Here is a 19,323-nt window from a genome sequence, read left to right as displayed (position 1 = left end):
GCCGGATTTGAACCGACGACCTTCGGGTTATGAGCCCGACGAGCTACCAGACTGCTCCACCCCGCGTCAAAGCTGGGCCGAAAGTATACGACTGATCCCATTTTGGGTCAATGTAACCTTCCACCTACAAGAAAACCCGCAACAGCGGGCTCTCCTGATAATTGGTACCGAGAAGGGGACTCGAACCCCTACACCCTATGGGCACAACCACCTCAAGGTTGCGTGTCTACCAATTCCACCACCTCGGCATAGACTACGTTACTACATGAAACTCTTCTTACTTCTGCTCTGGAGCTGGAGGTACGTCAGTCGCACTACTGGCCGACTTTTGCTCTTGGAGCACCGGGACATCATCAGAAGCCGGTTTTTGCTTTGGCACTTCTAGTACTGCCGGATCCGGTAGACCTGCCTGAGTCAGCTGATGAGCTTTCTCTTTAGCAAAGTAACCTAACCCCAAGCTGGTTATGAAGAAACCGGCGGCAAGTATAGCAGTAAACTTACTAAGAAAGGTAGAGGAACCTTGGCTTCCGAACACAGTATTTGAAGCACCTGCACCGAAAGACGCGCCAGCTTCCGCACCTTTACCCTGCTGCAGCAAAACCAGAGCGACTACGCCCAAGGCGCCCAGCAGATGAAAAACGACTACGACTGTTTCCAGCATTTTTTCAGTTTCCCGCGGCGCGACAAATCGCACCGAACTCATCTGCATTCAGGGAAGCCCCACCAATGAGCCCCCCATCGATATCCGGCATGCCGAACAATTCGACCGCATTGGCCGCTTTCACGCTGCCGCCGTATAGAAGCCGCACACCTCGTGCCACTTCAGAATTCTCTGCCGCCAACTGCGCGCGGATAGCTGCATGCACATCCTGAGCTTGCTGCGGCGTTGCAGTCAGCCCGGTACCAATGGCCCAGACCGGCTCGTAAGCGATAACAGCATTGGCGAAAGCACCAACGCCCAACTCTTCGATAATGCTGCCCAACTGACGCCCGACGACTTCAAGAGTCTTCCCAGCCTCACGCTGCTCCAGGGTCTCCCCTACACACAGAACCGGCTTCAAACCGCAAGCCTGTGCCGCTGCGAACTTGCGATTGAGAGTCGCATCACGCTCGCCCATCATCTGACGGCGCTCGGAGTGACCAACCAACACCAGGGAACAACCGGCATCTACCAATTGACTCGGGGCGATCTCGCCTGTCAATGCGCCCTGCATCGGCTCTACCGCGGAGTTCTGTGCGCCAACCAAGATTGACTTGCCTTTCAAGCCATCAATCACCTGATTGATATACAAGCAAGGCGGAAACACCGCGACATCAACACCGCTTGGCAAGGCCAGATGACGAAGGCCATTGATCAGCTCAGCGACGCTGGCGCGGGTACCGTGCATCTTCCAGTTACCAGCTACCATAGGGCGACGCATGCTTTACCTCGTCGGTCAAAGTGGGCGCAGATGTTACCCAACCAAAACACCACTGGCAAGCTGAAATCAGGCAGAAACTTCAGCAACCAGTTTTGCCAGCTCATCAGCATAGGCGCGAACCTGGATTTCATCGTCACCTTCGACCATGACCCGCACCAAAGGCTCTGTTCCGGACTTGCGCAGCAGGACCCGACCACGCCCCGCCATCGCGGCGGTCACCCGCTCACAGGCTTCCTTCACCGCAGGGTGCTCGACGGGGCTGTCACCACCACCGAAACGTACATTGACCAGAACCTGTGGACATTTGCGCAGCCCCTGCCGGCACTGGGCCAGGCTTTCGCCGCGAGCTTTGAGCGCCATAAGCACCTGCAGTGCAGCGATGATCGCATCGCCTGTGGTGGCGTGGCGGAAACACACGATGTGCCCGGAGTTCTCACCACCCACCAGCCAGTTGCGCTCCAACAGTTCAGCGATCACGTAGCGATCACCGACATTGGCACGAACAAAAGGAATGCCCAGGTCCGCCAAGGCCAACTCCAGGCCCAGATTACTCATGAGGGTTCCGACCACCCCTCCATGCAGCTTGCCGCGCTCATACAAGTCGCGAGCGATGATGAACAGCAACTCGTCGCCATCGACGATCGCACCAGTCTGGTCGACCATCAGCACCCGGTCACCATCGCCATCGAAGGCGATGCCCAGGTCCGCATGTTCGGCCAGGACCGCAGCCTGCAACTGCGCCATATGGGTCGAGCCGCAGTTTTCGTTGATATTCAAACCATTGGGCTGCGCCGACAGCACCGTGACCTGAGCGCCCAGCTCACGGAACACGCTCGGCGCAACCTTGTAGGTGGCACCATGGGCGCAGTCGAGAACGATCTTCAGACCCGCAAAGCTGGTGCTGGACGGAACGCTGCTCTTGCAGAATTCGATGTAGCGTCCCGAGGCATCGTTGATTCGCGACACCTTGCCGAGCTTGCTGGACTCCACCACGGTCATGGGCGCATCCAACAACTCCTCGATCATCAACTCGACTTCGTCAGGCAACTTGGTGCCCTCTCCCGAGAAGAACTTGATGCCATTGTCGTCGTGAGGGTTGTGCGACGCGCTGATGACGATGCCCGCTTCCGCGTGGAAAGTACGTGTCAGATAGGCAATCGCCGGGGTCGGCATGGGCCCGAGCAGCATGACATCAGCGCCAGCCGCCGACAGCCCGGCTTCCAGGGCCGATTCGAACATGTAGCCGGAAATTCGCGTGTCCTTGCCCACCAGAACCCGGCAAGCGCCCATGCTGCGAAAAGCCATGCCAGCCGCCCAGCCGAGCTTGAGCATGAAATCGGGAGTAATTGGGTATTCGCCCACACGGCCACGAATGCCGTCGGTGCCAAAGTATTTCTTAGTCATAGATACTCCATCATTCTTATTCGGCGAATTCCACAGCCGTAATCATTCGCACCACATCCACGGTCTCGGCGACATCATGGACGCGGATAATTTTCGCTCCCTTGGCTACGGCCAGCGCCGCCAATGCCAGGCTGCCATGCAGCCGTTCGCCTACGGGACGCTCAAGGGCCTGGCCGATCATGCTCTTGCGCGAGACGCCCACCAGCAGCGGCCGCCCCAGGGAATGCAGGGCCTGCATATGCTTGAACAAACTCAGATTGTGCTGCAGGGTCTTCGCGAAACCAAAACCAGGATCGAGGATGATCCGCTGCGCATCAATTCCTGCCGCCGCACAGGCATCCATGCGCTCAGCCAGGAATGCGCCCACTTCACGGGTCACATCCTGATAATGCGGGCTGTCCTGCATATCTCCCGGCTCGCCGAGCATATGCATCAGGCATACGGGCAGGCCACTGGCGGCGGCGGCATCCAGAGCGCCGTCCCGACGAAGAGAACGCACATCATTGATCAACCCAGCACCAAGCCGCGCAGTCTCCCGCATGACAGCTGGCGTCGAAGTATCAACGGAAATGATCACGTCCAGCTCGCGGCCAATCCGCTCGACCACTGGCGCCACTCGCTCCAACTCTTCTAAAGGCGACACTGCTCGTGCCCCTGGGCGAGTCGATTCTCCGCCTATATCGATCAGCGTAGCTCCGGCCGCAACCATGGCCTCAGCGTGGCGCAAAGCCACATCCAGCTGATTGAACCGGCCGCCGTCGGAAAAGGAATCGGGAGTGACATTCAAGATACCCATGACATGCACACGGGCCAAATCAAGAACCCGGTTGCCGCAAGGCAACCGGGTGGAGGAAGAAACAGAAGTCATTTAAAACCTTAGTGATCGGCGGCAGGGCCACCGATAGGTGTTTCCGGACGTTCGTTCTGCACCACCGGAGGTGTAGTACCCGAGCCACCTTCCCAGTCACGAGGTTCACGTGGAGTGCGCCCGGCCATGATGTCGTCGATCTGGTCGGCATCGATGGTTTCGTACTTCATCAAGGCGTCGGCCATGGCATCCAGCTTGTCGCGGTTGTCGGTAAGGATCTGCTTGGCGGTGCCATAGCACTGATCGATAATGCTGCGAACTTCGGAATCGATCAGCTTCGCCGTTTCAGCGGACAGGCTGGCATGCTGGCTAGCCGCGCTACGACCCAGGAACACTTCGCCCTCTTCTTCCGCATACATCAGCGGCCCCAGCTTCTCGGAAAGCCCCCACTTGGTCACCATGTTCCGAGCAATCTGACTGGCCCGCATGATGTCATTGGAGGCGCCAGTGGTCACGCCATCGAAGCCCAGGGTCATTTCCTCGGCGATACGGCCACCGTAGAGCGAGCAGATCTGGCTGATCAAGGCGCGCTTGGACAGACTGTAGCGATCCTCTTCCGGCAGGAACATGGTGACGCCCAAAGCCCGCCCACGAGGGATGATCGAGACCTTGTAGACAGGATCATGCTCAGGCACTACACGACCGACGATGGCATGACCAGCTTCGTGGTAGGCGGTGTTCTGCTTTTCTTTCTCGGACATGACCATCGATTTGCGCTCGGCGCCCATCATGATCTTGTCCTTGGCCAGTTCGAACTCTTTCATTTCGACAATGCGTTTGCCGCCACGCGCAGCGAACAACGAAGCCTCGTTGACCAGGTTGGCCAGGTCAGCACCGGAGAAGCCCGGGGTACCGCGCGCGATCACTGCAGGGGCAACGTCGTCGCCCATCGGCACCTTGCGCATGTGTACCTTGAGGATCTGCTCGCGACCACGAATGTCCGGCAGGCCAACCACCACCTGGCGGTCGAAACGACCAGGACGCAACAGCGCAGGGTCCAGCACATCAGGACGGTTGGTGGCGGCGATCACGATGATGCCGTCATTCATTTCGAAGCCATCCATCTCCACCAGCAACTGGTTGAGAGTCTGCTCACGCTCATCATGACCGCCGCCCATGCCGGCGCCACGGTGACGACCGACAGCATCGATCTCATCGATGAAGATGATGCAAGGAGCATGTTTCTTGGCCTGTTCGAACATATCGCGAACACGGCTGGCACCCACGCCGACGAACATCTCGACGAAATCGGAACCGGAAATAGTGAAGAAAGGTACCTTCGCCTCACCGGCAATAGCCTTGGCCAGCAAAGTCTTACCAGTACCTGGCGGACCGACCATCAGCACGCCACGAGGAATACGACCACCCAAGCGCTGGAACTTGCCCGGATCACGCAGGAATTCGACCAGCTCACCAACCTCTTCCTTGGCTTCGTCGCAACCGGCAACGTCAGCCAAGGTAGTCTTCACCTGATCCTCGGATAGCAGGCGCGCCTTGCTCTTGCCGAAGCTCATCGGCCCGCCCTTGCCGCCAGCACCACCTTGCATCTGGCGCATGAAGAACATGAAGACCGCGATGATCACCAGGATCGGGAAGCTGGCCACCAGCAATTGGGTCCAGATGCTCTGCTGCTCAGGCTGCTTGCCTTCGACCACTACATGGTTATCCACCAAATCGCCGATCAGGCCGTTATCTTGGATCGCGGGACGGATGGTCTTGAAGCTGTCGCCATCGTTGCGCTTGCCGGTGATCACATAACCGTCAACGGCGACTCGTTCGACCTTGCCATCCTTAACTTGTTGAATAAAGTCGGAATAGTTGAGGGTCTGCGGCTCGTTAGGGCTGGAGAAGTTGTTCATCACCGTCACCAGGACAGCCGCGATGATCAACCAAAGGATCAGATTCTTTGCCATGTCGTTCAATTAACTACCCTCTGAAGCAAGCTCCGCTACTGGCGCGCGCTTCGCATGATATTCACCGGCCTAACTTACTACATTACCTACAGCTCTGGCAGGCGCCGTCTGTAACCCTATGTGAAACCTAGACTACACAATATTCGCTCAATCCAAGGGGGCGAAATACGAAAATCCTATCGCCCCGCCCAAAACCGTCACTTACTCGGCCCGACCACGAAAGCCACGCCCCAGCAGGTACTGTTCCCTGGAACGATCACGGGAAGATGTCGGCTTGCGCATCTGCACTTTCTCGAACATCTGCCGGACATTCTTGTGGAACTCATCAAAACCCTCTCCCTGGAAGATCTTGATCAGGAAGTCACCACCCGGACGCAGCACCCGACCGGCAAGATCCAGAGCCAACTCGCACAAGAACATCGCTCGCGGCATGTCTACAGCTGGTAATCCACTCATATTGGGGGCCATGTCGGAAATCACAAGATCGACCTCGGAATTTCCTACAGCTTCAAGAATGCGCGCGAATACTTGGTCTTCGGTGAAATCCCCCTGGATGAAAGTCACATCAGGGATGCTATCCATTTCCAGGATATCGGAAGCGATCAATCTCCCCTGACCACCAATCAGACGACTGGTCACCTGAGACCAGCCCCCCGGAGCCGCGCCCAAGTCGATAACACTCATGCCTGGACGGATCAGGCGATCCTTTTCCTGGATTTCCAGCAACTTATAGCTGGCACGGGAACGGTACCCATCTTTTTGCGCCATTTTGACGAATGGGTCGTTGAAATGTTCTTTCAGCCAGTTATGGCTAGTCTTGGAACGGGCCACAGGCCACCTCAAAAATAAAACGCGTCGTGATTAACTGGGCGGTCCCGGACTCGCTCGGGTAAACTGGCCGCCGCTTTTTTCAAGATCAGACGCAGGGGTCAGATTATGCCGCTCACTCAAGAGCAGAAGAAACAGTTCAAATCCATTGGCCACCATCTGAAACCAGTATTGACTGTGGCTGATAACGGTTTGACCGAAGGTGTACTAGCCGAACTTGAACGCGCCTTGAGCGATCACGAGCTGATCAAGATCAAGCTCAACATCCTCGAGCGCGAATCGCGCCAGGAAGCCATCACCGAGCTGTGCAAGGCCGGCAAGGCAGACCTGGTGCAATCCATCGGTAAAATGGCGTTGATCTACCGCAAGAATGCCAAGGTAAACAAGCAGCTGTCGAACGTCCATCGCTTCAGCTGACGTCGACTCGGGTCAAGGGTGTGCTTGTCGCACCCTGCCACCCCACCCCGGCACCGGCTGCAAGACCAGCAGCAAACCGGAAAACCCCAGGACCAGATAGCTGAACAGCTGCCAGCGCTGAGACTCAGGCAACAGTATGTGCACAGCAAAATACATCGCACATGCGTACGTCGCCATCAACAGCAGTTGCCCCCGAATGTCCCGCCACAAGCTCTGCAGCCCCTCGGACTGGATCAACACCAGCGTCTGAAGGACCAGGCACACCGCTGAAAAGCCCACCAACAGCGCACTGAGCAGCGTCGATATCTCCTCGATCAGCAACGGCGCAAGGCCAATCCGCCCAAGGGCCGGCAGCAGCCCAAGATGCAGCAGCCACAAGCCGCCGACCCACAACATCTGGGTCAGCTGCCAAAGCATGGCGCCCGCATGCAACGGGCGCCTTCTTTCAGATGTGACGAACTTCGACAATCTCATACTCGATAACGCCACTAGGCGTTGTGACCGCCACCACGTCGCCTTCTTCCTTGGCGATCAGGGCACGGGCGATTGGCGAAGCAACGGAGATTTTGCCGAGCTTGATATCAGCCTCGTCTTCACCAACGATCTGGTAGGTCACGCTTTCATCGGTCTCGACGTTGGCGATCTCCACCGTGGTGCCAAAGATTACCTTGCCAGTATGGGCGATGGTCGTGACATCGATGACCACCGAATTCTGCAGGCGGCCTTCGATATCGCGGATCCGCGCCTCGACCATGCCCTGCTGCTCGCGCGCAGCATGGTATTCGGCGTTTTCCTTCAGGTCACCCAGCTCGCGGGCCGTGCCGATGTCCTGGCTGAGCTTCGGACGCACGACCTTGGTCAGGTGAGCATGCTCTTCTTCCAGGGCGCGAGCGCCCTGGACGGTCATTGGGTATTTATTCATGCCTTCAATCCTGCGTGTAGATCCTGCAAGCGCCGCACGGTTTTTTCAGGACCGAACTTCAGCGCTTCGCAGATAGCTTCGCCAGCAGCGATCGTAGTGGTGCAGTAGATCTTGTGCTGCAAGGCGTTACGACGAATGGAGTAGGAATCAGCGATCGATTGACGACCTTCAGTGGTGTTGATGATCAGGGTGACTTCGTCGTTCTTGATCATATCGACCACATGCGGACGACCTTCAGTCACCTTGTTCACACGACGCACTTTCAGGCCGGCCGCCTCGATCACCTTGGCAGTGCCCGCAGTGGCTACTACTTCGAAGCCCAAGTTGATCAGATCACGAGCCACGCCTGCAACCAGGGGCTTGTCGTCATCCCGTACGCTGATGAACGCAGTACCGCCGGTAGGCAGGACCTCGCTGGCCCCCATCTGGGCCTTGGCGAAGGCTTCGCCGAAGGTATCGCCGACGCCCATCACCTCGCCGGTGGATTTCATTTCCGGGCCGAGGATCGGGTCGACACCCGGGAATTTGGCAAACGGGAACACCGCTTCCTTGACGCTGTAGAAGTTCGGAATGATTTCCTGGGTGAAACCCAACTCTTTCAGCGACTTACCAGCCATGACACGGGCCGCGATCATCGCCAGAGAAGTACCGATGCACTTGGAAACGAACGGCACGGTACGCGAAGCGCGTGGGTTGACCTCGATCACGTAGATCTTGTCGCCTTGCAGTGCCAGCTGCACGTTCATCAGGCCGACTACGCCCAACTCAAGGGCCATCTTCTTGACCTGTACGCGGACTTCGTCCTGCACTTCCTTGCTCAGCGAGTAAGGCGGCAACGAGCAAGCAGAGTCACCAGAGTGAACACCCGCTTGTTCGATGTGCTGCATGATCGCGCCGATCACCACGTCGGTACCGTCGCAAACCGCATCCACGTCCATCTCGATGGCACAGTTGAGGAAGTGGTCGAGCAGCACAGGGCTGTCGTTGGACACCTGTACCGCTTCGCGCAGGTAGCGCTTGAGCTCGTCCAGCTCGTAGACGATCTCCATGGCGCGACCGCCCAGCACGTAGGACGGGCGAACCACCAGTGGATAACCGATAGCACCAGCGGCACGGATGGCCTCGTCTTCGCTGCGCACGGTAGCGTTCGGCGGCTGCAGCAGGTTCAGGCGCTGGACCATCTGCTGGAAGCGCTCGCGGTCTTCGGCACGGTCAATGGCGTCAGGGCTGGTGCCGATGATCGGCACGCCGGCCTCTTCCAGGGCACGCGCCAGCTTCAACGGAGTCTGGCCGCCGTAGTGGACGATCACGCCCTTCGGCTTCTCGACCCGCACCACTTCCAGCACGTCTTCCAAGGTCAGTGGCTCGAAGTACAGGCGATCGGAGGTGTCGTAGTCAGTGGAAACGGTTTCCGGGTTGCAGTTGACCATGATGGTCTCGTAACCGTCTTCGCGCAGGGCCAGTGCCGCGTGCACGCAGCAGTAGTCGAATTCGATGCCCTGGCCGATACGGTTCGGACCGCCGCCCAGGATCATGATCTTGTCACGGGTCGACGGGTTGGCCTCGCACTCCTCCTCGTAGGTCGAGTACAGGTACGCAGTGTCGGTGGCGAACTCGGCCGCACAGGTGTCGACACGCTTGTAGACCGGGAACACTTCCAGCTTGTGGCGGTGACGACGCAGGTTCTTGTCGGTGATACCCAGCAACTTGGCCAGACGCTGGTCCGAGAAGCCCTTGCGCTTCAGGCGCAGCATCAGCGCCTTGTCGATGTTGGCCAGCCCCAGGGTCTTGACCTTCTCTTCTTCCTTGATCAGGTCTTCCATCTGCACCAGGAACCAGTGATCGATACCGGTCAGGGCGTAGATTTCGTCGCAGCTCATGCCCGAACGCAGGGCGTCAGCCACGTACCAGATGCGCTCGGCACCCGGAACGGTCAGCTCGCGCTTGAGGATGGCGGCAGCCTCTGGGCTGGCCAGGTCGACCTTGGGATCCAGGCCGCAAACACCGACTTCCAGGCCACGCAGGGCTTTCTGCAGCGACTCCTGGAAGGTACGGCCGATGGCCATGACTTCACCCACGGATTTCATCTGGGTGGTCAGGCGGGCGTCGGCTTTCGGGAATTTCTCGAAGGCGAAGCGCGGCAGCTTGGTCACTACGTAGTCGATCGACGGCTCGAAGGACGCCGGGGTGCGACCACCGGTAATGTCGTTCTGCAACTCGTCGAGGGTGTAGCCGACAGCCAGCTTGGCGGCGATCTTGGCGATCGGGAAGCCGGTAGCCTTGGAAGCCAGGGCCGAGGAACGCGATACCCGCGGGTTCATCTCGATCACGACCATGCGGCCAGTGTTCGGGCAGATACCGAACTGCACGTTGGAACCACCGGTCTCGACGCCGATTTCACGCAGCACCGCCAGCGAGGCGTTGCGCATGATCTGGTATTCCTTGTCGGTCAGGGTCTGGGCCGGAGCGACGGTGATCGAGTCGCCGGTGTGCACGCCCATCGGATCGAAGTTCTCGATGGAGCAGACGATGATGCAGTTGTCCTTCTTGTCACGGACCACCTCCATCTCGTATTCCTTCCAGCCGATCAGCGATTCGTCGATCAGCAGCTCCTTGGTTGGCGACAGGTCCAGGCCACGGGCGCAGATTTCTTCGAACTCTTCACGGTTGTAGGCAATGCCACCACCGGTGCCGCCCATGGTGAAGGACGGACGAATGATGCAAGGGAAGCCCAGCTTGTCGAGGACCGCATTGGCTTCCTCCATGCTGTGGGCGATACCGGAACGTGGGCACTCCAGGCCGATGGCCTTCATCGCCTGGTCGAAACGCGAGCGGTCTTCGGCCTTGTCGATGGTATCGGCGTTGGCGCCGATCATTTCCACACCGAACTTCTCCAGGACGCCTTCGCGCTCCAGGTCCAGGGCGCAGTTCAGCGCGGTCTGGCCACCCATGGTCGGCAGCAGGGCGTCAGGACGCTCCTTCTCGATGATCTTGGCCACCGATTGCCACTTGATCGGCTCGATGTAGGTGGCATCGGCCATGGCCGGGTCGGTCATGATGGTGGCCGGGTTGGAGTTCACCAGGATGACGCGGAAACCTTCTTCGCGCAGGGCCTTGCAGGCCTGGGCGCCGGAATAGTCGAACTCGCAGGCCTGGCCGATCACGATCGGGCCAGCGCCGAGAATCAGGATACTTTTAATGTCTGTACGTTTTGGCATGGTTGTCACTCAAATCCGCAGGTCAGTCGGCAAGCCGTCTTGAACATTCTCTGAGGCGCCCGAGGGGACTCCACCGGTTCACCGGGGCCGCCCTCGGGCGCGTCTCGCTACACTTTCAAGGCGAGCGCTTAGCGTCGCTTGGCCATCTCGTTGATGAAGCGGTCGAACAGCGGCGCCACATCGTTCGGGCCAGGGCTGGCCTCAGGGTGGCCCTGGAAGCTGAACGCGCTCTTGTCGGTACGCTCGATCCCCTGCAGGGTGCCGTCGAACAGCGACTTGTGGATCGCCCGGACGTTATCCGGCAGGGTAGTTTCGTCCACCGCAAAACCGTGGTTCTGACTGGTGATCATCACCACGCCGGTATCCAGGTCCTGGACCGGGTGGTTGGCACCGTGGTGGCCGTGGCCCATTTTCACGGTCTTGGCACCGGAGGCCAGGGCCAGCAGTTGGTGGCCCAGGCAGATACCGAACACCGGGATCTCGGTCTCCAGGACTTCCTTGATCGCCTTGATCGCATAGTCGCAAGGCTCGGGATCGCCAGGGCCGTTGGACAGGAACACGCCGTCCGGGTTGAGTGCCAGTACTTCGCTCGCTGGCGTCTGGGCCGGCACCACGGTGACGCGGCAACCGCGCTCTACCAGCATGCGCAGGATGTTCAACTTGACCCCGTAGTCATAGGCGACCACGTGGTAAGGCAGTTCGGAGGCCTCGATAGTGGCGTGGCTGTCGGTCTTCAGGTCCCAGACTGTCGAACGCCATTCGTAGCTCTGCTTGGTGCTGACGACTTTCGCCAGGTCCATGCCCTTCAGGCCCGGGAAGCCGCGCGCCGCGGCGATGGCGGCCTCCTCGGAAATGTTGTCGCCCGCCATGATGCAGCCGTCCTGTGCACCTTTCTCACGCAGGATGCGGGTCAGGCGACGGGTATCGATACCGGCGATCGCCACCACGTTGTTGGCTTTCAGGTAATCGGAGAGGGACAGGGTGTTACGCCAGTTGCTGGCCACCAGGGGCAGGTCGCGAATGACCAGGCCGGCCGACCAGACACGGTCGGATTCGGCATCTTCCGGCGTGGTGCCGGTATTGCCGATGTGAGGGTAGGTCAGGGTAACGATTTGCTGGGCGTAGGAAGGATCGGTAAGGATTTCCTGATAGCCGGTCATTGCGGTGTTAAACACCACCTCACCAACGGTTTGACCGTCGGCTCCAATGGCTTCGCCGCGAAAAATGCTGCCATCAGCAAGGGCGAGTATGGCTGGCTTAGTCAAGAGACCTCCCGTATATAGAGCCTGAAGGGGCGATCGCAGGTTGCAAAAAAGCGGAATGACGTTTGGACACGTCACCCCGCTTCTTCACCGAATTATCTGCGCGCTTTTAGTGGACACACTAAAGCTGTAGCTTACAGAAAAATGCTTTTTTGGTCCACCGTTAATGAGCCTCAAAGGCTGGAGAATGCGACAGGACATCGCTTGGCGGCCTGGAACGGAGTCGAGTTCAAGGCCCGACCCCGTTCCGGATACATCTCAACGCAGGTCCAGCACGTCCTGCATGTCGTACAACCCAGGCTCACGACCATCCAGCCACAAGGCCGCACGCACCGCCCCCTTGGCGAAGGTCATGCGACTGGAGGCCTTGTGGGTGATCTCCAAGCGCTCGCCCTCGGTGGCGAACAGCACGGTGTGATCGCCCACCACGTCACCACCGCGCACGGTGGCAAACCCGATGGTTTCACGCGCGCGAGCCCCGGTGTGACCTTCACGCCCATACACCGCGACTTGCTGCAAATCGCGGCCCAGGGCATCGGCAATCACCTCACCCATGCGCAAGGCCGTGCCCGACGGAGCATCGATCTTGTGCCGGTGATGAGCTTCGATGATCTCGATGTCCGCATCATCGCCCAGCACCCGGGCCGCCATATCCAGCAACTTCAGCGACAGGTTCACACCGACACTGAAGTTGGCCGCGAAGACGATCGGAATCTCCTTGCCCGCCTCCGCCAACAGCTGCTTTTCCTTGGCTCCCAGGCCAGTGGTGCCGATCACCATGGCCTTGCCGGCTTTGCGGCAGAACGCCAGATTCTTGAGCATCACCTCGGGCAAGGTGAAGTCGATCAGCACATCGAACTCGTCGACCACCTTGTCCAAACTGTCGGACATCGGCACGCCCAAGCGCCCCAGGGATGACAGCTCACCAGCATCCGCCCCGACCAACGAACTGCCCGGCCGCACGATGGCGGCCGTCAGACCGGAGAGCGGCGAACGCAGTTGTACGGCCTCGACCAGGGTCTTGCCCATGCGCCCGGCGGCGCCCATCACAGCTATACGTCGCATGCCTTACTCCTTACAGGTCGCCGAAGAAGCGCTTGACGCCCTCGAACCAACCAGTGGTCTTGGGCGAATGCGAATTATCGCCTTCCAGCGAACCACGCAATTCTTCCAACAACTCACGCTGACGACGACTCAGGTTGACCGGGGTTTCCACCGCAACCCGGCACATCAAATCGCCAGCTCCGCCACCGCGCACCGGCGCTACGCCTTTTCCGCGCACCCGGAACTGCTTGCCGGTCTGGGTTCCCTCAGGAATCTTCAGCTTGACCCGACCATCCAGGGTTGGAATCTCCAGCTCGCCACCCAAGGCCGCATCGGCGAAGCTGATCGGCACTTCGCAGAACAGATGCTTGCCATCGCGCTGGAAGATCGCGTGCTCGCGCACATTGATCACTACATACAGATCGCCGGTCGGACCACCCTGGGTCCCGGCTTCACCCTCACCCGACAGACGGATGCGGTCGCCGGTATCGACACCAGCCGGCACCTTCACCGACAGAGTCTTGTACTCTTCGACCCGACCCTCGCCGTGGCACGACTCACATGGATCGGAAATGATCTTGCCCTGGCCATGACAGCGCGGGCAGGTCTGTTGCACCGAGAAGAAGCCCTGCTGCATGCGCACCTGGCCGATACCGCCACAGGTTGGGCAAGTGACCGGCGACGAACCTTTCTTGGCTCCCGAACCATCGCATGGCTTGCAATTGACCAGCGTCGGCACACGGATATTGACCGTGGTACCGCGCACCGCCTCTTCCAGATTCAGCTCCAGGGTGTAGCGCAGGTCGCTACCGCGCTGGGCGCCGCCGCGAGCGCTGCCGCGACCGCCACCGAAGAAGTCGCTGAACACATCGCCGAAGATATCGGAGAAGTTCTGCCCGCCGAAACCGGCACCGCCGCCACCCATGCTCGGATCCACACCGGCATGGCCATACTGGTCATAGGCAGCGCGCTTGCTGGAATCGGACAGCACCTCATAGGCCTCGTTGGCCTCCTTGAACAGATCTTCCGACGCTTTGTCGCCGGGATTACGGTCCGGGTGGTGTTTCATCGCCAGGCGACGATAAGCCTTCTTCAGCTCCGCCTCGCTGGAGCCACGCTCCACACCCAACACTTCGTAATAGTCACGCTTTGCCATAAGTCTTTGCACTCTTAAGGACGTCCGGCAAACCCCTCCTGAGCTCCGCCAAACTCGCTGAGCCCCTCTACAGGCCCGGACCCAACTCACGTCAATTCAACGATCCTGGTCTTGAAAGCCGATCCGGTTGCGGATCGACCATCGCGGTCATCGCAGCTGGAAAGCAGGAGCTTTCCGAGCCGACCGCCAGCACGCAAAACTAAGGTTGCATACCATTGGAAATTCATTGACTCCAGACACGCCAACGCGGGAGCAAGCTCCCGCGCGGCGACATCCTACCAGTCACCGCCAGAAGGCAGTCAACCGGCCGACCGACAAGCCATTACTTGTTGTCTTTCACTTCTTCGAACTCGGCATCGACCACATCGTCGGCCTTTTCGGCGGACTCGGCGTGCGGCGCCGCACCTTCAGCAGGCTGGGCCTGCTCGGCGTACATCTTCTGCGCGACAGGCGCCGATACCTTGGACAACTCCTCGACCTTGGCATCGATGGCGGCCTTGTCGTCGCCCTTGACGGCGGCTTCCAGGGCGACCACGGCGGCCTCGATGGCGGTCTTCTCTTCAGCGGTGACCTTGTCACCGGCTTCGTTGACCATCTTGCGGGTCGAGTGCACCAGCGCATCACCCTGGTTGCGGGCAGAGGCCAGCTCTTCGAACTTGCGGTCTTCCTCGGCGTTGGCCTCGGCGTCACGCACCATTTTTTCGATCTCTTCGTCGGACAGGCCGGAGTTGGCCTTGATCACGATCGACTGGGCCTTGCCGGTGGCCTTGTCTTTCGCGCCCACGTGCAGGATGCCGTTGGCGTCGATGTCGAAGGTCACTTCGATCTGCGGCACGCCACGCGGAGCCGGCGGGATATCGGCCAGGTCGAACTTGCCCAGCGACTTGTTCTGCGAAGCTTGCTTGCGCTCGCCCTGCAGCACATGGATAGTCACGGCGCCCTGGTTGTCGTCGGCGGTCGAGAACACCTGCGACTTCTTGGTCGGGATGGTGGTGTTCTTCTCGATCAGCGCGGTCATCACGCCACCCATGGTTTCGATACCCAGGGTCAGCGGGCTAACGTCCAGCAGCAGCACGTCCTTCACGTCACCAGCCAGGACCGCACCCTGGATCGCGGCGCCCATGGCGACGGCTTCGTCCGGGTTGACGTCCTTGCGCGCTTCCTTGCCGAAGAAGTCGGCAACGGCTTTCTGCACCATCGGCATACGGGTCTGGCCACCGACCAGGATCACGTCGTCGATCTTGCTGGCGTCGATGCCGGCGTCTTTCAGTGCGATGCGGCAAGGCTCGATGGTACGGTTGACCAGGTCTTCGACCAGCGACTCCAGCTTGGCGCGGGAGATCTTCACGTTCAGGTGCTTCGGACCGGTCGCGTCTGCCGTGATGTACGGCAGATTGACGTCGGTCGACTGCGCCGAGGACAACTCGATCTTGGCCTTTTCAGCGGCTTCTTTCAGACGCTGCAGGGCCAGGGGATCGTTCTTCAGGTCCATGCCGGACTCTTTCTTGAACTCGTCGACGAGGTAGTCGATCAGGCGCATGTCGAAGTCTTCGCCACCCAGGAAGGTGTCGCCGTTGGTGGCCAGCACTTCGAACTGGTGCTCACCGTCGACCTCGGCGATTTCGATGACCGAAACGTCGAAGGTACCGCCACCGAGGTCATAGACGATGACAGTGTGGTCGCCCTTGGCCTTGTCCATGCCGTACGCCAGCGCAGCGGCGGTCGGCTCGTTGATGATGCGCTTTACGTCCAGGCCGGCGATGCGACCGGCATCCTTGGTGGCCTGGCGCTGGCTGTCGTTGAAGTAGGCCGGCACGGTGATGACCGCTTCGGTGACTGGCTCGCCGAGGTAGTCTTCGGCGGTCTTCTTCATTTTCTTCAGGACTTCGGCGCTGATCTGCGGCGGAGCCATTTCCTTGCCGGAAGCCTCGACCCAGGCGTCACCGTTGCTGGCCTTGACGATCTTGTAAGGCACCAGCTTGATGTCTTTCTGCACCACGTCTTCTTCGAAACGTCGACCGATCAGGCGCTTGACGGCGAACAGAGTATTGTGCGGATTGGTGACTGCCTGGCGCTTGGCCGACTGGCCAACCAGGATTTCGCCATCGTTGGCGTATGCGATGATCGATGGAGTGGTACGCGCGCCTTCGGCGTTCTCGATAACCTTTACGTTGCCGTTTTCAAGAATGGAAACGCACGAGTTGGTGGTCCCCAGGTCGATACCAATGATTTTGCCCATGTTAACTCTCCCGAAACTTTGGATTTGGATGCCGCAGCGGTGGTGGCAAACTGCGGTAGCACTTAAACGCTTGACTGATAAATGGGGGCTCTAGAGCCGTTTTCAAGCCTTCTCGTTGATCGAAGGCGAAACCGGTGCCGGAGCCTTGCTGACCACGACCATGGCCGGACGCAACAGGCGACCGTTGAGCTGGTAACCCTTCTGGAACACCTTGAGAACGCTGTTAGGCTCGACGTCGGCGCTTTCCTGCATGGCCATGGCCTGATGCTGCTCAGCATTGAAGGGTTCGCCGTGGGGATCGATGGCTTCCAGCTGGTAGCGCTTGAGGGTGTCATGGAACATCTTGAGGGTCAGTTCGATGCCTTCGCGCATCGGACGAATACTCTCGTCATCCGGGCTGGACAGCTCCAGGCCGCGTTCCAGGCTATCGATCACCGGCAGCAGGTCGCCGGCAAACTTCTCGAGGGCGAACTTGTGGGCCTTTTCCACGTCCTGCTCGGCACGGCGGCGGACGTTCTGCAGATCGGCAGCGACGCGCAGAGCCTGGTCCTGCGCGGTAGCCAGCTGCTCCTCGAGCACTTGTACGCGAGTTGCAAGGTCTTCACCCGCCACCTCGGGGGCCTGATTGGTATCCGGGTTTTGCGTATCCAGGGTCTGTTCGTCAGCCATGAAATTCTCCTTTCAATATCGTCCGTGGGTCGAACCCACTCTTCTGCCCAGCTATATGGGGACGCATTTTCCGGGTTCAAGCCCGCCGCCATGGCAAAAGTCGGCACAGGCCGCCAAATCCACGGCGACCTCATTCCCGAACGCACTAAAGAGCAACGACAGCCAAGTGAATCGAGCTAAGGGAAGGCATTGTCAGGCAGAGACAAAACACTGTATAAATAACCAGACATCTAGTTTGGGAGCGGCCTTAATGCTGGTGCACCTGTCCGTACATAATTACGCCATCGTCGAACACCTGGACCTGGAACTGGATCGCGGGATGAGCGTCATCACAGGTGAAACCGGCGCCGGCAAGTCGATCATGCTCGACGCGCTCGGCCTGACCCTGGGCGATCGCGCCGACAGCGGCGTGGTACGACCAGGCGCGGACAAGGCCGACATCCTCGCCACCTTCGACCTGGGAGACATCCCCGAAGCCCGCACCTGGCTGGCGGAGCGAGACCTGGACACCGACGGCCCCTGCATCCTGCGCCGGGTGATCACCGCCGAAGGCCGCTCCCGCGGCTATATCAATGGCACCCCCTGCCCCCTCGGCGACCTCAAGGCCCTGGGCGAGTTGCTGATCGACATCCACAGCCAGCACGAACACCAGTCACTGCTCAAGACCGACACCCACCGCCGTCTGCTGGACGAATATGCCGGCGCCACCGACCTGGCCCGCCAGGTGCAGCTTGCCGCACAACGCTGGCGCCAGACCCGACAGGAGCTGGAGCGGCTGTCCAACTCCGGGGACGAACAACGGGCCCGCCATCAACTGCTCAGCTACCAGCTGGAAGAGCTTGCAAACCTTGGCCTTGGCGAGAACGAACTCGAGGAACTGGAGCAGGAACACAAGAACCTGACCAACGCCGAAACCCTGCTGGGCATCTGCCGACAAGTAGTGGAGCAGTGCAGCGAAAGCGACTCGGGCAATGTACTCAACGCCCTGACCGTCAGCCTCAACCGCCTGGCCAGCATCGGCAGCTCGTCAGGAGCCCTGGCGGAGGCTACCAACCTGCTGGCCAGCGCCCAGATCCAGGTGGAAGAAGCCGTAGGGGAATTGAACCGCTTCGTCGACAACTTCGACGCCGACCCGGCACGCCTGCAGCTCCTGGAGGAGCGCCTCGACTCCATCTACACCCTGGCCCGCAAGCACCGCATCCAGCCCTTCGAGCTGGCTGCGATGCAACAGACCTTGCTGGACGAGATCGAGACCCTGGACGCCAACGACGAATCCATCGAACGACTGGGCGACGAGCTGCAGTCTTTCGCACGGCATTATCACGAGAAGGCCCGGGAGTTGAGCCAACTGCGCCAGCAAGCCGCCACTGGCCTGGCCAACGCAGTGGAGCAGGAAATCCAGCGCCTGGGCATGCCCGGCGGGCGCTTCACCATCGAACTACGAGCCAATACCGGCGACGAACTGCTGCCCCACGGCCTGGAACAGGTCGAGCTGCTGGTCAGCGCCAACCCCGGCCAACCCCTCAAGGGCCTGGCCAAGGTCGCCTCGGGTGGCGAGCTGTCACGCATCAGCCTGGCGATCCAGGTCATCACCGCCCAGACCTCACGAGTCCCGACCCTGGTATTCGATGAAGTCGACGTGGGTATTGGCGGGCCGACCGCCGAGATCGTCGGTCAGTTGCTGCGTCGCCTGGGCGAGCGCGGGCAAGTGCTGACCGTCACCCACTTGCCACAGGTGGCCGCGCAAGGACACCAGCACCTGTTCGTGCACAAGGTGCGCGGCAGCAACGCGACCCACACTGCGGTATCCAAGCTGGGCAAAAACGAAAGAGTCGAGGAAATCGCCCGGATGCTGGGCGGCATCGATTTGACCAAGGAATCCCTGGCTCACGCCAAAAAGATGGTGGTAAACACCAAGGCATGAGTCCTGGCCCCTTCCTTTATATAAGAGTCTTCATACTA

At 59.8% G+C, this 19,323-nt stretch carries 16 protein-coding genes and 1 tRNA gene; 2 read left to right on the top strand and 15 right to left on the bottom strand.

Going from position 1 to position 19,323, the window contains the following annotated elements; translation table 11 throughout:
* Positions 1 to 162: 162 nt before the first annotated feature.
* From H7A76_RS06770 to rlmE, 7 genes are all read right to left on the bottom strand, one after another.
* Positions 163 to 248, bottom strand: a tRNA-Leu gene (locus H7A76_RS06770).
* A 29-nt stretch (positions 249 to 277) separates the two neighbouring features.
* A complete protein-coding gene (gene secG / locus H7A76_RS06765; protein ID WP_185697786.1) occupies positions 278 to 661 on the bottom strand; it encodes a preprotein translocase subunit SecG in 384 nt (127 codons plus the stop codon).
* A gap of 4 nt (positions 662 to 665) precedes the next feature.
* Positions 666 to 1,421, bottom strand: coding sequence for a triose-phosphate isomerase (tpiA, locus tag H7A76_RS06760; RefSeq protein WP_185697785.1), 756 nt, complete (start codon positions 1,419 to 1,421; stop codon positions 666 to 668).
* Positions 1,422 to 1,487: 66 nt separating this feature from the next.
* Positions 1,488 to 2,825, bottom strand: a complete 1,338-nt coding sequence (gene glmM, locus H7A76_RS06755) for a phosphoglucosamine mutase (RefSeq protein WP_185697784.1) — start codon at positions 2,823 to 2,825, stop codon at positions 1,488 to 1,490.
* Positions 2,826 to 2,841: 16 nt separating this feature from the next.
* Complete coding sequence (gene folP, locus H7A76_RS06750) at positions 2,842 to 3,693, bottom strand: dihydropteroate synthase (RefSeq protein ID WP_185697783.1); 852 nt, start codon at positions 3,691 to 3,693, stop codon at positions 2,842 to 2,844.
* Positions 3,694 to 3,701: 8 nt separating this feature from the next.
* Complete coding sequence (ftsH, locus tag H7A76_RS06745; RefSeq protein WP_053136931.1) at positions 3,702 to 5,606, bottom strand: ATP-dependent zinc metalloprotease FtsH; 1,905 nt, start codon at positions 5,604 to 5,606, stop codon at positions 3,702 to 3,704.
* Positions 5,607 to 5,807: 201 nt separating this feature from the next.
* A complete protein-coding gene (gene rlmE, locus H7A76_RS06740; protein WP_185697782.1) occupies positions 5,808 to 6,437 on the bottom strand; it encodes a 23S rRNA (uridine(2552)-2'-O)-methyltransferase RlmE in 630 nt (209 codons plus the stop codon).
* 105 nt (positions 6,438 to 6,542) lie between these two features.
* On the opposite strand from rlmE, the gene H7A76_RS06735 reads away from it, so the two are divergent.
* Positions 6,543 to 6,851 carry a YhbY family RNA-binding protein gene (locus H7A76_RS06735; RefSeq protein ID WP_185697781.1) on the top strand — a complete coding sequence of 103 codons (309 nt, stop codon included), beginning with the start codon at positions 6,543 to 6,545 and terminating at the stop codon, positions 6,849 to 6,851.
* Between the two features lie 12 nt (positions 6,852 to 6,863).
* Here the strand turns inward: H7A76_RS06735 and H7A76_RS06730 are convergent, their stop codons facing one another.
* The 8 genes from H7A76_RS06730 to grpE all read right to left on the bottom strand — a co-directional run bounded on the left by H7A76_RS06730 (position 6,864) and on the right by grpE (position 17,361).
* The gene (locus H7A76_RS06730; protein ID WP_185697807.1) at positions 6,864 to 7,268 is read right to left on the bottom strand and encodes an MFS transporter; all 405 of its coding nucleotides are present in this window, start codon (positions 7,266 to 7,268) and stop codon (positions 6,864 to 6,866) included.
* A gap of 28 nt (positions 7,269 to 7,296) precedes the next feature.
* Positions 7,297 to 7,773 carry a transcription elongation factor GreA gene (greA, locus tag H7A76_RS06725; protein ID WP_185697780.1) on the bottom strand — a complete coding sequence of 159 codons (477 nt, stop codon included), beginning with the start codon at positions 7,771 to 7,773 and terminating at the stop codon, positions 7,297 to 7,299.
* Positions 7,770 to 10,991, bottom strand: a complete 3,222-nt coding sequence (carB, locus tag H7A76_RS06720) for a carbamoyl-phosphate synthase large subunit (protein WP_185697779.1) — start codon at positions 10,989 to 10,991, stop codon at positions 7,770 to 7,772. The genes greA and carB overlap by 4 nt, the downstream gene beginning before the upstream one ends.
* Positions 10,992 to 11,119: 128 nt before the next feature.
* Complete coding sequence (gene carA, locus H7A76_RS06715; RefSeq protein ID WP_031320830.1) at positions 11,120 to 12,256, bottom strand: glutamine-hydrolyzing carbamoyl-phosphate synthase small subunit; 1,137 nt, start codon at positions 12,254 to 12,256, stop codon at positions 11,120 to 11,122.
* Positions 12,257 to 12,511: 255 nt separating this feature from the next.
* A complete protein-coding gene (gene dapB, locus H7A76_RS06710) occupies positions 12,512 to 13,318 on the bottom strand; it encodes a 4-hydroxy-tetrahydrodipicolinate reductase (protein WP_185697778.1) in 807 nt (268 codons plus the stop codon).
* Between the two features lie 10 nt (positions 13,319 to 13,328).
* Positions 13,329 to 14,453 carry a molecular chaperone DnaJ gene (dnaJ, locus tag H7A76_RS06705; protein ID WP_185697777.1) on the bottom strand — a complete coding sequence of 375 codons (1,125 nt, stop codon included), beginning with the start codon at positions 14,451 to 14,453 and terminating at the stop codon, positions 13,329 to 13,331.
* 322 nt (positions 14,454 to 14,775) lie between these two features.
* Positions 14,776 to 16,692: a molecular chaperone DnaK gene (dnaK, locus tag H7A76_RS06700; RefSeq protein ID WP_185697776.1), complete on the bottom strand. Its 1,917-nt coding sequence runs from the start codon at positions 16,690 to 16,692 to the stop codon at positions 14,776 to 14,778.
* Between the two features lie 102 nt (positions 16,693 to 16,794).
* Positions 16,795 to 17,361 carry a nucleotide exchange factor GrpE gene (grpE, locus tag H7A76_RS06695; RefSeq protein ID WP_185697775.1) on the bottom strand — a complete coding sequence of 189 codons (567 nt, stop codon included), beginning with the start codon at positions 17,359 to 17,361 and terminating at the stop codon, positions 16,795 to 16,797.
* A 250-nt stretch (positions 17,362 to 17,611) separates the two neighbouring features.
* Here grpE and recN point away from each other — a divergent pair, with 250 nt between their 5' ends.
* Positions 17,612 to 19,285, top strand: coding sequence for a DNA repair protein RecN (gene recN / locus H7A76_RS06690; RefSeq protein ID WP_185697774.1), 1,674 nt, complete (start codon positions 17,612 to 17,614; stop codon positions 19,283 to 19,285).
* Positions 19,286 to 19,323: the final 38 nt, after the last annotated feature.

The sequence above is a fragment of the Pseudomonas sp. MSSRFD41 genome, from assembly GCF_014230245.1.
Taxonomy (GTDB): domain Bacteria; phylum Pseudomonadota; class Gammaproteobacteria; order Pseudomonadales; family Pseudomonadaceae; genus Aquipseudomonas; species Aquipseudomonas piscis.
The sequence above is the reverse complement of the archived record's forward strand: the minus strand, read 5'-3'. Positions and strand labels throughout refer to the sequence as shown.

Bases quoted from the DNA above. Each gene is read 5' to 3' on its own strand.
- secG (WP_185697786.1), bottom strand. From the start codon at position 661: ATGCTGGAAACAGTCGTAGTCGTTTTTCATCTGCTGGGCGCCTTGGGC.
- tpiA (WP_185697785.1), bottom strand. From the start codon at position 1,421: ATGCGTCGCCCTATGGTAGCTGGTAACTGGAAGATGCACGGTACCCGC.
- glmM (WP_185697784.1), bottom strand. From the start codon at position 2,825: ATGACTAAGAAATACTTTGGCACCGACGGCATTCGTGGCCGTGTGGGC.
- folP (WP_185697783.1), bottom strand. From the start codon at position 3,693: ATGACTTCTGTTTCTTCCTCCACCCGGTTGCCTTGCGGCAACCGGGTT.
- ftsH (WP_053136931.1), bottom strand. From the start codon at position 5,606: ATGGCAAAGAATCTGATCCTTTGGTTGATCATCGCGGCTGTCCTGGTG.
- H7A76_RS06735 (WP_185697781.1), top strand. From the start codon at position 6,543: ATGCCGCTCACTCAAGAGCAGAAGAAACAGTTCAAATCCATTGGCCAC.
- H7A76_RS06730 (WP_185697807.1), bottom strand. From the start codon at position 7,268: ATGCTTTGGCAGCTGACCCAGATGTTGTGGGTCGGCGGCTTGTGGCTG.
- greA (WP_185697780.1), bottom strand. From the start codon at position 7,773: ATGAATAAATACCCAATGACCGTCCAGGGCGCTCGCGCCCTGGAAGAA.
- carB (WP_185697779.1), bottom strand. From the start codon at position 10,991: ATGCCAAAACGTACAGACATTAAAAGTATCCTGATTCTCGGCGCTGGC.
- dapB (WP_185697778.1), bottom strand. From the start codon at position 13,318: ATGCGACGTATAGCTGTGATGGGCGCCGCCGGGCGCATGGGCAAGACC.
- dnaJ (WP_185697777.1), bottom strand. From the start codon at position 14,453: ATGGCAAAGCGTGACTATTACGAAGTGTTGGGTGTGGAGCGTGGCTCC.
- dnaK (WP_185697776.1), bottom strand. From the start codon at position 16,692: ATGGGCAAAATCATTGGTATCGACCTGGGGACCACCAACTCGTGCGTT.
- grpE (WP_185697775.1), bottom strand. From the start codon at position 17,361: ATGGCTGACGAACAGACCCTGGATACGCAAAACCCGGATACCAATCAG.
- recN (WP_185697774.1), top strand. From the start codon at position 17,612: ATGCTGGTGCACCTGTCCGTACATAATTACGCCATCGTCGAACACCTG.